16 protein-coding genes are annotated in these 13,731 nt (G+C 41.7%); 15 read left to right on the top strand and 1 reads right to left on the bottom strand.

From position 1 onward, the window contains the following. The first annotated feature begins 520 nt into the window (after positions 1-520). The 5 genes from DIU38_RS30660 (at position 521) to DIU38_RS30640 (ending at position 5,641) form a co-directional block, all read left to right on the top strand. Positions 521-1,495 carry a ribonucleoside-diphosphate reductase small subunit gene (locus tag DIU38_RS30660; RefSeq protein WP_090530224.1) on the top strand — a complete coding sequence of 325 codons (975 nt, stop codon included), beginning with the start codon at positions 521-523 and terminating at the stop codon, positions 1,493-1,495. Positions 1,496-1,642: 147 nt separating this feature from the next. Continuing rightward, the gene (locus tag DIU38_RS30655) at positions 1,643-4,015 is read left to right on the top strand and encodes a ribonucleoside-diphosphate reductase subunit alpha (protein WP_112653194.1); all 2,373 of its coding nucleotides are present in this window, start codon (positions 1,643-1,645) and stop codon (positions 4,013-4,015) included. Positions 4,016-4,179: 164 nt separating this feature from the next. Beyond that, a complete protein-coding gene (locus tag DIU38_RS30650; RefSeq protein WP_112653195.1) occupies positions 4,180-4,386 on the top strand; it encodes a cysteine-rich CWC family protein in 207 nt (68 codons plus the stop codon). A 133-nt stretch (positions 4,387-4,519) separates the two neighbouring features. Next, complete coding sequence (locus DIU38_RS30645; RefSeq protein WP_090530234.1) at positions 4,520-4,702, top strand: hypothetical protein; 183 nt, start codon at positions 4,520-4,522, stop codon at positions 4,700-4,702. A gap of 249 nt (positions 4,703-4,951) precedes the next feature. Next, positions 4,952-5,641, top strand: a complete 690-nt coding sequence (locus DIU38_RS30640; RefSeq protein WP_112653196.1) for a hypothetical protein — start codon at positions 4,952-4,954, stop codon at positions 5,639-5,641. Between the two features lie 238 nt (positions 5,642-5,879). Here DIU38_RS30640 and DIU38_RS30635 read toward each other — a convergent pair whose 3' ends face one another. Then, positions 5,880-6,149, bottom strand: a complete 270-nt coding sequence (locus DIU38_RS30635) for a DUF6881 domain-containing protein (RefSeq protein ID WP_112653197.1) — start codon at positions 6,147-6,149, stop codon at positions 5,880-5,882. Between the two features lie 180 nt (positions 6,150-6,329). Between DIU38_RS30635 and rpsL the strand changes: the two genes are divergently transcribed. From rpsL to DIU38_RS30585, 10 genes are all read left to right on the top strand, one after another. After that, the gene (gene rpsL, locus DIU38_RS30630) at positions 6,330-6,743 is read left to right on the top strand and encodes a 30S ribosomal protein S12 (protein ID WP_073405808.1); all 414 of its coding nucleotides are present in this window, start codon (positions 6,330-6,332) and stop codon (positions 6,741-6,743) included. 19 nt (positions 6,744-6,762) lie between these two features. Beyond that, positions 6,763-7,230, top strand: a complete 468-nt coding sequence (rpsG, locus tag DIU38_RS30625; protein ID WP_022830654.1) for a 30S ribosomal protein S7 — start codon at positions 6,763-6,765, stop codon at positions 7,228-7,230. Between the two features lie 108 nt (positions 7,231-7,338). Next, positions 7,339-9,450 (top strand): elongation factor G, encoded by a 2,112-nt coding sequence (gene fusA, locus DIU38_RS30620; RefSeq protein ID WP_090530243.1) that lies wholly within the window; start codon positions 7,339-7,341, stop codon positions 9,448-9,450. 155 nt (positions 9,451-9,605) lie between these two features. After that, a complete protein-coding gene (gene rpsJ, locus DIU38_RS30615; protein WP_022830652.1) occupies positions 9,606-9,911 on the top strand; it encodes a 30S ribosomal protein S10 in 306 nt (101 codons plus the stop codon). A 173-nt stretch (positions 9,912-10,084) separates the two neighbouring features. Continuing rightward, positions 10,085-10,399 (top strand): hypothetical protein, encoded by a 315-nt coding sequence (locus DIU38_RS30610; protein ID WP_112653199.1) that lies wholly within the window; start codon positions 10,085-10,087, stop codon positions 10,397-10,399. Between the two features lie 7 nt (positions 10,400-10,406). Beyond that, entirely contained in the window at positions 10,407-10,607 is a 201-nt protein-coding gene (locus DIU38_RS30605) for a hypothetical protein (RefSeq protein WP_112653200.1), read from the top strand. 154 nt (positions 10,608-10,761) lie between these two features. Then, complete coding sequence (locus DIU38_RS30600) at positions 10,762-11,115, top strand: YciI family protein (RefSeq protein ID WP_091171949.1); 354 nt, start codon at positions 10,762-10,764, stop codon at positions 11,113-11,115. Positions 11,116-11,279: 164 nt separating this feature from the next. Next, on the top strand, positions 11,280-12,506 hold the full coding sequence (locus DIU38_RS30595; RefSeq protein WP_112653201.1) for an RNA polymerase sigma factor: 1,227 nt from the start codon (positions 11,280-11,282) through the stop codon (positions 12,504-12,506). A gap of 168 nt (positions 12,507-12,674) precedes the next feature. Continuing rightward, positions 12,675-13,145 carry a YHS domain-containing (seleno)protein gene (locus DIU38_RS30590; protein WP_112653202.1) on the top strand — a complete coding sequence of 157 codons (471 nt, stop codon included), beginning with the start codon at positions 12,675-12,677 and terminating at the stop codon, positions 13,143-13,145. Positions 13,146-13,189: 44 nt separating this feature from the next. Continuing rightward, positions 13,190-13,633, top strand: coding sequence for a YHS domain-containing (seleno)protein (locus DIU38_RS30585; protein ID WP_112653203.1), 444 nt, complete (start codon positions 13,190-13,192; stop codon positions 13,631-13,633). The last annotated feature ends 98 nt before the right edge of the window (positions 13,634-13,731 follow it).

The raw sequence follows: 13,731 nt of genomic DNA, 5'->3' as shown, positions 1-13,731 counted from the left end.
AACGGGCGTAATTGTTTTCCACATACCGGCTTGCAACAACCTTTTAACTTCGCATTTAAATATTGATACCTGCTGCAAGCAAAAGCATTTCATTATTGGCAATAATTGTCGGTGTTAAGTCAAGTAATTTATAATGTTAAATTATCGTAATCTGCAAGTATAAAGACCTGCAAATTTCAATCAAATTTTTAATCGGCTGTTTTCAAGTCCATTAATTTTTCATCAATATAACAAGTGCCGATAAAGTGTGGATAACTCGGGGGTTTGTGAAAAACTATCATTCACAACTACACAACTCAAACATTAACTTTGCTCAGCAAGGTAATAAAAAAGGCATTCAGCCGGCAGCCAGAAGCATCCGTCAACTTCTAATTAAATAACTGGCTGTCAGAAAGTTACACAATACAGTTGCTAAGGAGTAAACCCGAAGGCATCAAAATTTAAAGCTTTATTGAAAAGTAGGGCTTGCTTTCGTGTCTGAATACCTGATTAAAGAAAGAAACTAAAAAAGTAGACACCAATGAGTTTGGAAAACGAATTATTACTACGGGAAAACAAGGACCGGTTTGTTATCCTTCCCATTAAGTATCCCGCAATTTGGGAGATGTATAAAAAAGCGGAGGCCAGCTTCTGGACCGCCGAGGAAATCGACCTATCGGACGATATCAAACATTGGGAAAGTCTTAATTCGGGCGAGAAACATTTTATCTCGCATGTACTCGCTTTTTTTGCCGCAAGCGATGGTATCGTGAACGAGAACCTGGCGGTAAACTTCATGAGCGAAGTACAATTGCCCGAAGCACGCTGCTTTTACGGTTTCCAGATCATGATGGAAAACATCCACTCTGAAACCTATGCCCTGCTGATAGACACCTACGTAAAAGATCCGACCGAAAAAGACCGCCTTTTCCATGCTATTGAAACCGTACCATGTGTTGGCAAAAAAGCCGAATGGGCGCTAAAATGGATCAACAACGGGAACTTTGCCGAGCGTTTGGTTGCATTCGCGGCGGTTGAAGGGATCTTCTTTTCAGGCAGCTTTTGCTCCATATTCTGGCTTAAAAAACGCGGCCTGATGCCGGGCTTAACTTTCAGCAATGAGCTGATCTCGCGCGATGAAGGTTCGCACTGCGAATTTGCGTGCTTATTATATGGCATGCTTGAAAACAAACTACCGCAGGAACAGGTTACCAAGATCATTACCGATGCGGTAGAGATAGAAAAAGAATTTATAACCGAGGCATTACCGGTTAACCTGATAGGAATGAATGCCAAGCTAATGAGCCAGTACATTGAGTTTGTGGCCGACAGGTGGCTTAGCGAACTTGGTTACGATAAATTCTATAACGCAACCAATCCGTTCGATTTCATGGAAATGATCTCGTTACAGGGCAAAACCAACTTTTTTGAAAAGCGTGTAGGCGATTATCAAAAAAGTGGTGTACTAAATGCATCGGCCGAAAGCAAAAGCTTTTCGCTTGATGATGATTTTTAATTGAAGAGGTTAGAGATTGGTGATTAGAGGTTAGGTAGTCTCAGGCCAATCCCAAAATCAAGAAAAATCAAGGTTCAGAAAATAATCAAATCACAATAATATTAACTAAAAAAGCTTCGCTTTTAACGGGGCAAAAGGAGGGGCAAAATGTTCGTAGTAAAAAGAGACGGAAGAAGAGAATCCGTAAAATTTGACAAGATCACCGCACGTATTGAAAAACTGTGCTATGGGTTTCAATTAGTTGATCCCATTGATGTGGCTAAAAAGGTAATTGAAGGTTTATTTGATGGCGTAACCACCTCCGAGCTGGATAACCTGGCTGCCGAAACCGCCGCTTCATTAACCACCAAGCACCCTGATTATGCTTTGCTGGCTTCGCGTATCGCGGTATCAAACCTGCACAAAAACACCATTAAATCGTTTTCGGAAACCATGCGCCTCCTGCATGAGTATGTTGACAAGAAAACAGGTAAAGATGCCTCGCTTATCGCTGACGACGTTTATGAAGTGATTAAAGAAAACGCGGAACTGCTTGACAGCACCATCATTTATGACCGCGACTTTGGTTTTGATTACTTCGGTTTTAAAACCCTCGAAAAATCATACCTGCTAAAAATAGACGGTAAAATTGCCGAGCGCCCGCAGCATTTATTTATGCGTGTATCTGTAGGCATCCACAAAAACGATATCGAAAGCGCTATCAAAACCTACCATTTAATGAGCGAGCGTTGGTTTACCCATGCTACACCAACTTTGTTTAATGCAGGTACACCAAAACCTCAAATGTCATCATGCTTTTTGTTAACCATGAAAGATGATAGCATTGAGGGCATCTATGATACATTAAAACAAACTGCTAAAATTTCGCAAAGCGCGGGTGGTATCGGTTTAAGTATCCACAACGTAAGGGCTACAGGTTCATACATCAGCGGCACTAATGGTACCAGCAACGGTATCATCCCAATGCTGCGTGTATTTAATGATACTGCACGTTATGTTGATCAGGGCGGCGGTAAACGTAAAGGTGCCTTCGCTGTGTACTTAGAGCCTTGGCATGCCGATATCTTTGAATTTTTGGATTTGCGTAAAAACCATGGCAAGGAAGAAATGCGTGCCCGCGACTTGTTCTATGCCCTTTGGGTATCAGACCTGTTCATGCAGCGCGTTGAAGCCAATGAGGATTGGAGCTTATTTTGCCCGCACGAAGCACCGGGCTTAGCCGATTGCTGGGGCAAAGAATTTGAAGAGCTGTACATTAAATACGAAAAAGAAGGCCGTCAGCGTCGTACAGTAAAAGCACAGGAACTTTGGTTTGCAGTGCTTGATGCTCAGGTTGAAACCGGTACGCCATACTTATTATATAAAGATGCGGCTAACGGTAAATCAAACCAGCAAAACCTGGGTACCATTAAAAGCTCAAACCTTTGCACCGAGATCATCGAGTATACCGATGCAAACGAAGTAGCTGTTTGTAACCTGGCTTCATTAGCATTACCACGTTACATCAACAATGGTGCTTTTGATCATGATAAACTGTACGAAGTAACTTACCAGGCAACTATCAACCTTAACAGGATCATTGATGGTAACTACTACCCGGTTAAAGAAGCTGAATACTCAAATCTGCGTCACCGTCCTATTGGTTTAGGTGTACAGGGCCTGGCTGATACTTTCATTCAACTGCGTATGCCGTTTGAAAGCGATGAAGCTAAAAAACTAAACATCGAGATCTTCGAAACCATCTACTTTGCAGCAATGACAGCTTCAAAAGATATGGCTATAAAAGATGGCGCTTATGAAACATTCAAAGGCTCACCATTGTCACAAGGTAAATTCCAGTTCGACCTGTGGGGTGTAAAACCAGAAAGCGGCCGTTGGGATTGGGAAAACCTGCGTTTAGATGTAATGAACCATGGCGTACGTAACTCGTTATTGGTTGCACCAATGCCAACTGCTTCAACATCACAAATACTGGGTAACAACGAATGCTTTGAACCCTATACTTCAAACATTTACACCCGCCGTGTATTAAGTGGTGAATTCATTGTAGTAAACAAATATTTGCTGCGTGACTTAGTAAACCTTGGTCTTTGGAGCACCAGCATGAAAGATAAGATCATCAGCGCAAACGGTTCAATCCAGGAAATTCCTGAGATCCCCGCTGATATCAAAGCATTGTACAAAACTGTTTGGGAGATCAAAATGCGCAGCATTATTGACATGGCTGCCGACAGGGGCGCGTACATTTGCCAGTCGCAATCATTGAACCTGTTCATCAACTCGCCAAATGCTTCTAAACTGACTTCAATGCACTTCTACGCATGGAAAAAAGGCTTGAAAACAGGTATGTACTACCTGCGTACACAAGCAGCATCGCAAGCTGTTAAATTTACAGTTGAAAACCAGGGCGGTAAAAACATGGATCCGGTTATCCCGGCCGTTGTTGACGCCGTGGCCGACGAAATTCCGGCAGGCCCAACCTGCTCAATGGAAGAAGGCTGCGTGACTTGCTCTGCATAAGTTTTTTTTGTCGATAGACGATAGTCCATGGACCATAGCCAAAAAGCTATAGTTCATGGACTTTTTATTTTAATGACATTCATATTTTACAAGCTATCCCGCGGTTAGGTAACTTAGTAAACTTTTTCCATGGACTATGGACTATTAACCATCGACCAAACAAAATGCACAAACACGAAATCATCCGTTGCGAACGCTGCCAAACACCTTTTGAATGTAAAGCTAATTCATTTACCAAGTGCCAGTGCAGTACCGTGCAGCTTACTATTAACGAGGTGCAATATTTGAGCGAGCTGTATGATGGGTGTTTGTGCGCCAATTGCCTGCTCATTATTCAGCAAGAGTATAGAGAAAGCATAGGGTTGGTTTGATGATTATAACCAGCATCATTGACAACAAATAGTTCGCTTCTCTCCAAATTAATCCCCGATTAATCCTTTTCCATTTCCATCAGTCATATATGTGTACATCTTCAATATAGATGATGATTAAAGATTTTACACCATGAAAAGGAAATTTGTTGCTTTGGCACTATTAATATCAGCGGTAGTATCTGTAACCTCAGGTTGCGTTGTTCGTGAAGATTATGGTCACCATCACAGGTACCGTAACGGCTATAACAACGGGTATAATAATGGTTACCATGACGGTGACGATCACGGTCATTATCACGACCGCGGTTATTAATGTTTTTAATTTAAGTTTTCCATAAGTAGTTTAGTGAGTGATGAAAGAGGGCGCTGGTTTTACCGGCGCTCTTTTTATGCCCATCTGATTTATTCAGCACAGAATTTCATTATGGTTTTAAATGAAAAATAGATAAAAATCAGAATTTAAAACCATCAAAATAAACCAGATCAAAATTTAATTCTGTAAAATTTGATTTTTCAGAATCATTTTTCGTAGATTTGGTTCAACATTATAAACCTATCAAAAATGACCAGCATTAAAATTATCACGGGCTATATATGCAGGTTTGCATTTATAGCTGTAGTTGCTTTGACCGGCCCGGGCATTACACCGGTTATCGCAAAAGTTGCAAAGTCGCCAACAATAATTATTGCCGATACACAGCTCAAAGCTTTTGAAGGCATTTATCAGCAAAAGGATAACGAGTATAGAGCATATAAAGTAACGACAGATGGTGATAAACTAATTGCCCAACAGCTTGGCGGAGATCAAAAGCTAACTTTAACCCGTAAATCAGATCTTGAATTTGAATTTTTAGATGATGACGGCGATGAAAAAATCCCTGTTGTATTTTCAAAGAATGAAGCCGGCGAAATAAACCAGATCACTTTAGGTGGCAGGCAAATATGGGCAAAGATAAACAGCTACACCCCACCTAAAGAGGTACAACTGAAACCCGAACAAATAAAAGTTTTGGCGGGCAAATATCAGTCGGATGAGAGGGCTGATCTTTTTCTGACTATAACCGCGATACCCGACGGATTAACGCTCAAACAATCATGGGATGGCAAGGAAATCAATTTTAAACCATTGTCTGAAGTGTTATTTTTAAATCAAGCCTTGGGCTTTCCCTTAAAGTTCACTAAAGACGCGAGCGGCAATCCAACCAAAGTATTGGCTTTTAACCGCGACACCTGGAATAAGGTAAAAGAATAAGCTCCCTGATTAAACCATTATATAAAGTATTACGGGCCGGCCCGCTGTCACCTAAACCTGGTTACATCGGTGTCCGGCCCTTTTTTTACCGTTGATATTTATGATTACGTTGATTTCGCTGACTACTTTTTCTGAACAGTGATTAAAGAATTAACAAAATGCAAGCGAATTTTATAAATTCTTTAATTCGTTTAATCCGAGTTCAGACAACTAAAAAGGCTTAAGAAATTTTAGTATTTCACTGTTCATTTAGCCATATATTTTCAAACTCCTCTTTAGTAATCTCAAACTCCGCAAATTCGTCTGCCTCCAAAGGCGCTTCGGATAATTTACCGTATTGATCCTCGGGGTGATTTTCATCATATTTTAAAACAGTCCCATCACCGTATACCTCTATCTGCCTCAAGGCATAATCATCTTCACCACATTCAAAGTACCATAATGAGGTACCCCAGAAATCAAATTCATCACCTCCCGATTCGTCCCAATTTCGTTTGTAATATTTCATCGTCTTACTAATTCATTCTAATATCGTATTTATCAGCAAAACAAATGAGTTATGTGGCCCACATCCTCAACTTCTTCCCCTCAAAAAAACTTTCACACAACTACTTGAAAATCAAAAATAATGTTCGTACTTTTGCAGTCCCGAAATGCGGGATAAAATAATTAGACAAAAAAGCAAGAAATGCCTACTATTCAGCAATTAGTTAGAAAAGGTAGAGTAGCTCTGGTTGACAAGAGTAAGTCGCCAGCGTTGGACAGCTGTCCACAGCGAAGAGGCGTGTGCACCCGTGTGTACACCACTACCCCTAAAAAACCAAACTCAGCAATGCGTAAAGTTGCCCGTGTGCGCTTAACCAACGGTAAAGAAGTAAACGCTTACATCCCTGGTGAAGGTCACAACTTACAGGAGCACTCTATCGTTTTGATCCGTGGTGGTCGTGTTAAAGACTTACCAGGTGTACGTTACCACATCATCCGTGGTGCACTGGATACATCAGGTGTAGCTGGCCGTAACCAACGCCGTTCAAAATATGGCACCAAACGTCCTAAACCAGGTCAGGTAGCAGCAGCGCCAACAAAAGGTAAAAAGAAATAATTAAGGAGGATAGAAAGCAATGAGAAAGTCAAAACCAAAAAAGAGAATTATCCTTCCTGATCCAAAGTTCAATGATACTTTGGTAACAAGGTTTGTAAACAACATGATGTATGATGGTAAAAAATCAACCGCATACTCTATTTTTTACAACGCTGTTGAAATTGTTGAGAAAAAAACAAGCGAAAACGGCTTAGAAACCTGGAAAAAAGCTTTAAACAATGTAATGCCTGCTGTTGAAGTAAAAAGCCGCCGTGTAGGTGGTGCTAACTTCCAGGTACCTACAGAGGTTCGTCCTGAGCGTAAAATAGCTTTAGGTATGAAATGGTTAATCAGCTATGCCCGTCGTCGTGGTGAAAAAACCATGATGGAGAAATTAGCCGGCGAAATCATCTCAGCAGCTAAAGGCGAAGGTGCCGCTGTTAAGAAGAAAGAAGATACGCACAAAATGGCTGAGGCTAACAAAGCGTTCTCACACTTCAGGTTCTAAGATTTAGATTACACCGATTTAATAATAAGATTACACCGATTATTTACGTTTACACTTTTTAATCGGTGTAATCATTAAAGGGTCAAGTGAAATCACAAAACAAATAAAATGTCAAGAGATCTAAAATATACAAGAAATATTGGTATTGCCGCTCACATTGATGCTGGTAAAACTACCACTACCGAGCGTATCCTTTACTATGCTGGTGTAAGCCACAAAATTGGTGAGGTACACGAAGGTGCCGCTACTATGGACTGGATGGCCCAGGAGCAGGAACGTGGTATCACCATCACTTCGGCTGCAACAACCGTAAACTGGAAATATCGCAACCACAACTATCACATGAACATCATTGATACCCCGGGTCACGTGGACTTTACCGTAGAGGTAAACCGTTCATTACGTGTACTTGATGGTTTGGTGTTCTTATTCAGCGCGGTTGACGGTGTTGAGCCTCAGTCAGAAACTAACTGGCGTTTGGCTAACAACTACAACGTTCCGCGTATTGGTTTCGTTAACAAAATGGACCGCTCTGGTGCCGATTTCCTTAATGTGGTAAAACAGGTTAAAGAAATGTTGGGCAGCGTTGCTATCCCATTGCAGTTACCTATCGGTGCTGAAGACCAGTTTAAAGGTGTAGTTGATCTGATCAACTTCCGTGGTATTGTTTGGAATGAGCACGATAAAGGTATGACCTTTACCGAAGTGCCTATCCCTGCCGATATGCTTGACGAAGCGACTGAGTGGAGAGAGAAATTATTGGAAGCAGTTGCTGAGTTTGACGACTCTTTAATGGAGAAATTCTTTGAAGATCCTACAACCATCACTGAGCGCGAAGTATTAGACGCTTTACGTCAGGCTACTTTGGCCGGTAAAATCGTTCCGATGACTTGCGGTTCATCTTTCAAAAACAAAGGTGTACAAACCATGCTCGACTATGTGATGGAGTTAATGCCTTCACCTCTTGATTCAAAAGGTGTTGTTGGTACTAACCCTGACACAGGTGCCGAAATTTTGGTTAAACCAGATGTTAAAGAACCATTTGCAGCATTAGCATTTAAAATTGCTACCGACCCGTTTGTGGGCCGTTTATGCTTCATCCGTGTTTACTCTGGTAACCTTGATGCTGGTTCATACGTGTACAACATGCGTTCAGAAAGCAAAGAGCGTATTAGCCGTATCTTCCAGATGCATGCTAACAAGCAAAACCCTATCCCTAACGTAGGTGCAGGTGATATTGCTGCGGTAGTAGGCTTTAAAGATATCAAAACAGGTGATACCCTTTGCGACGAGAAACATCAGTTGGTTCTTGAGTCGATGGTATTCCCTGAGCCGGTTATCGGTTTGGCAATTGAGCCTAAAACTCAGGCCGACGTTGATAAATTAGGCATCGCTTTAGGTAAACTGGCAGAAGAGGATCCAACTTTCCGGGTACAAACAGATCAAGATACTGGTCAAACAGTTATCTCTGGTATGGGTGAGTTACACCTTGATATTTTGATGGACCGCTTAAAACGCGAGTTTAAAGTGGAAGTTAACCAGGGTGCTCCTCAGGTAGCTTACAAAGAAGCTATCACCGGTACTATCCAGCACCGTGAAACTTACAAGAAACAAACTGGTGGTCGTGGTAAATTCGCGGATATCCAGGTTGTTATCTCTCCAGCCGACGACAACAAAGAAGGCTTGCAGTTTGTTAACGAAATTGTTGGTGGTTCAATCCCTCGTGAGTTTATCCCATCTGTTGAGAAAGGTTTCAAAGCCGCTATGGACAATGGTGTACTTGCAGGTTACCCACTTACAAGCTTAAAAGTTCGTTTGATTGATGGTTCATTCCACGCAGTCGATTCGGACGCGTTATCATTCGAGATCGCTGCACGTTCTGCTTACCGCGAAGCATTGCCAAAATGTAAACCGGTATTGCTTGAGCCAATCATGAAAATCGAGATCCTAACCCCTGAAGAAAACATGGGTGACGTTATCGGTGACATGAACCGTCGTCGTGGCCAGCTGCAAGGTATGGACACCCGTAACGGCTCACAGGTAATCAAAGCTATGGTACCACTTTCTGAAATGTTTGGTTATGTAACCCAATTACGTACTATCACTTCAGGCCGTGCAACTTCAACTATGGAGTTTGACCACTACGCTGATGCACCTCGTAACGTACAGGACGAAGTTGTTGCCAAATCAAAAGGTCGCAAACAAGTTGCTATCGACTAAATTCAATGATTACACCGATTGTTTGTGATTCCACAGATAATCGGTGTAATTAATAAATAACCAATGATCTCACCTAATAAATAGCTCTTAGGTTGATCAATTAAAAATCGGTGAAATCACCATTCAATCGGTGAAATCCCAAAAACAAAATAACAATGAGCCAAAGAATCAGGATCAAATTGAAATCTTACGATTACAACCTGGTAGACAAATCTGCCGAGAAAATCGTAAAAACAGTAAAGCCAACAGGCGCTGTAGTTAGCGGACCACTTCCGTTACCAACCGAAAAGAAAATTTTCACCGTATTACGTTCACCACACGTAAACAAAAAAGCACGTGAGCAATTCCAACTTTGCTCATACAAACGCTTATTAGACATTTACAGCTCTAACTCAAAAACTGTAGATGCCCTGATGAAGCTTGAATTGCCAAGCGGTGTTGAGGTTGAGATCAAAGTTTGATAGACGACCGGCCCACTGAAAGGTGTGGGATCAAAAAATAAAAAGACCATTTGCGTAAGCGGATGGTCTTTTTTGGTTTATAAATTTTACATTTAGTTATGCGAAGTTTCCTTTTTTTATTGGCAATTATGCTATTAAGTTTTAGCTGTTCAACACAGCGTAAAATACACAAAATGGCAGAAACTTTTGGTAAATGTAAAGCAAAGTGGCAATACTTCAAATTAACCCAACCTATAAAAGGAGTAGTTATATTACATACAAAGGGATATTGCGGATATTTTCATGTACATGCCAACACCATAATCATTGTTAATAAAACTGATACAATCCGCATAGACGGTCCGTGTTATACTGAAAATACTGTCCCTTCCGATTCTGTACTTGTGAGTCCCTATGAAACCGATGGAGTAACAGGAGCAATTGGCGATCTCAAATACGATTGTACAATCAAGAAAACATGTTATGGGATAATTGCTAAAATCAAATAATAAAGCGATGAAAGCTAACACAACAAATATAATAGGTAAAGAAAATAAAGCCCGGGCATTGTCTCCTGATGCCAAACAGCTTGACTATAAATCAGATGAGATTTTACCATTGTGGGTTTTGGAAAGGATTGCTAAAAGTCAGACAGACATTGCCGAAGGGCGAACTGTTAGTTTCCTGGAATTTAAAAAACGATTATCTATCACATAAACTTTCTGATTTTTGAAATTACCCGGTTCAGAAAAATCCCGAAATTGAACATTTCAAATTCAAAATAAATATTACCCGCCCTGTCCTATTTAGCCATTCCCATTTGATATAGAGGTGTAATTCATATATTTATTAACCTTTAAAATTTAAAAAGATGGACGAATTCGTTTTAATTTTCAGGCACGAGGACGGCACCAAAGTGGCTTCTCCCGAACAGATCCAAATCTGGATGAAACAAACTATGGACTGGATTGGCGGCATAGCTGCTCAAAACAAATTTGTGAGTGGCACTGGCTTGCCTTTTGCCGATGCCAAAATTGTAGGTCACGGTGGCGTAGTTACCAACGGCCCTTTTGGCGAGATCAAAGAAACGATAGGCGGCTTAATCACTGTAAAAGCCGAATCGGTTGAAGAAGCTGTGGAGTTTGCCAAAGGCTGCCCTGTTTTGCAGGGCGATGGTAATACCGTTGAAGTACGGAAGGTTGCCAAAAATGACGGGGTACATTAAGGATAATTTTATAAATCATGTCATTGCGAGGAGCAGCTCCGGCAAAAGAGTATCCGGCGCAACGTGGCAATCCCGTAGTTATGCCTGCGAGATATGCAAAGCGGCGAAGCACAGCTATGAGATTGCCGCGCTATCGCTCGCAATGACATTTTCCCATTTGCCCCATGCAAAACCCCGAAATCATTCCCCATCTATTCCGCACCGAGTACCGCAAAATAGTATCGGTGCTGTGCCGCCGCTTTGGATTTGATCGGATGGAAACTGCCGAGGACATCGCCAGCGATACCTTCCTTACCGCAGCCCAGGCCTGGAGTTATAAAGGCATCCCGCCTAACCCAACCGCCTGGCTGTATAGCGTAGCCAAAAACAAGGCGAAAAATCATTTACAACGTAATAGCATTTTTGAAAACAAAATATCCACGGAAATCCAAACCGCGGAGACCTATGAACCGGAAATCGATCTTTCGCTCCAAAACATCACCGACAGCCAGCTGCAAATGATGTTTGCAATCTGTCATCCTGCCATCCCACCCGAGGCACAGATCGGGCTTTCGTTACGCATTCTTTGCGGTTTCGGAATTGATGAAGTGGCCGAAGCCTTCCTGACCAATAAAGAAACCATTAACAAACGCTTATTCAGGGCCAAGGAAAAGATCCGCAATGAAAAAATAGAAATCCAAATGCCTGGTCCGGCTGAAATTGATAACCGGCTCGAAAACGTGCTCACCACTATTTATCTGTTGTTTAGCGAGGGTTATTATTCTGTTAGTGATAACCAGGTTCTGCGTAAAGACCTTTGCTTTGAGGCCATGCGCCTTTGCCACATGCTTATTGAAAACGAAGGCACCAACAAACCGCCGGTTAACGCATTGCTTTCGCTCATGTATTTTCATGCCTCGAGGTTTGAAGCCCGCACAGATCAAAACGGCGGACTAATTTTATATGAAGATCAGGACACCAACCTCTGGAACTATGACCTTGTAGCCAAAGGTGCCTTTTATTTAAACCTAGCCACTACCGGCACTCAATTATCAAAATATCACATTGAAGCCAGTATAGCCTATTGGCATACCCAAAAAACCGATTCCAAACAAAAATGGGAAAACATATTGCAGCTTTATAATCGCCTGCTGCAAATAGCATACTCACCTATAGCGGCACTCAACCGCACCTTTGCGCTTGCCAAAGCCAACAGCCCCGAAGAAGCCATTAGTGAGGCCAAAAAATTGAAACTCACCGGCAACCAGTTTTACTATACCCTGCTTGGCGAACTATACACCGGCATTGACAATGAACAGGCAAAACTAAACTTTGAACAAGCACTAACGCTGATAAAAACACCTGCTGATAACGCCATTATTCAAGGCAAAATAGATAAACTTCAGAATTAACATTAGCCCAGATCGGCAAAAAAAGGCCGATAAACAAAATTTAAACCTATTTCATTTCCTTTACAAATCCCTTCGCTCCCCTGTTTAAATATTTTTCTGATTCGCTGTAAGGTTTGATAGTCCGCCCCGACAAAGGAGGAAAAACCAAACATCAAGTTTAACACAATCATGAAAAAATTATTCAATTTATTGTTAGCTACTGTATTTGTTGTAAGCATGGCTTCGGCACAAAGCCAGACAAACGTTCGTAAAAAGCAGTTCAATTTAGATAAAACAGACTTGGCGCTCGAAGGCTATGATCCTGTAGCCTACTTCACTCAGCAAAAAGCCGTAGAGGGCAAAAAAGAAATCTCCCTTGCAAACGATGGCGTTACTTATTACTTCGCTTCCACTCAGGACAGGGACTTATTTAAAGCCAATCCTGCTAAATACGAACCACAATACGGCGGCTGGTGCGCTTACGCCATGGGCGCCAAAGGCGAAAAAGTAGAGATAGATCCCAAGACCTTCAAACTCGTTAATAACAAGCTGTACCTGTTTTACAACAAGTTTTTTAATAATACAAAAAAGTCCTGGGATAAGGACGAGGCTAACCTCAAAACCAAAGCCGATGCCAACTGGGCTAAAACCATCCGATAAACAGCTTTCAATAATCAATTATAAATCAATCTAAAATCAAAAAAATGAAACGTTTATTAATTATCGCGGCACTCGCATTTGTTACCGCAGTTCAAACCTATGCCCAGCAATCAGAAATATTTGCTCCGGGCGGCAAGGCTATTAAAGGCTATGATCCGGTTGCATTTTTCAAAGAATCGAAACCGGTAAAAGGCTCAGATAAATTTCAATACAAATGGAAAGAAGCTACCTGGCTCTTCTCCAGCAATGAAAACCTCGAAGCGTTTAAAGCCGACCCTGAAAAGTATGCCCCACAGTATGGCGGTTACTGCGCTTATGGCACTTCACAAGGTCACAAAGCCCCTACCCAAACTGATACCTGGACAGTACTGAACGATAAGCTTTATTTCAACTACAACGATAAGGTAAAAGAACTGTGGATCAAAGACCAGGCAAACCTCATTAAAGTGGCCGATGAAAAATGGCCTGAGGTAAAGGGGCAAAAGTAAAAGCAATTCAAAATCCCTTCTTGAGAGGGGCGCGAAGGCAAGGTGCGACGGCAGGGGGGTATGCAGTACGCTTTTCAAGGCAGCTCCCTCAGCCCCTC

The sequence above is a fragment of the Mucilaginibacter metallidurans genome (assembly GCF_003286435.2).
Taxonomy (GTDB): Bacteria; Bacteroidota; Bacteroidia; order Sphingobacteriales; family Sphingobacteriaceae; genus Mucilaginibacter; species Mucilaginibacter gossypii.
This window is presented reverse-complemented; position numbering and strand designations above follow the sequence as displayed.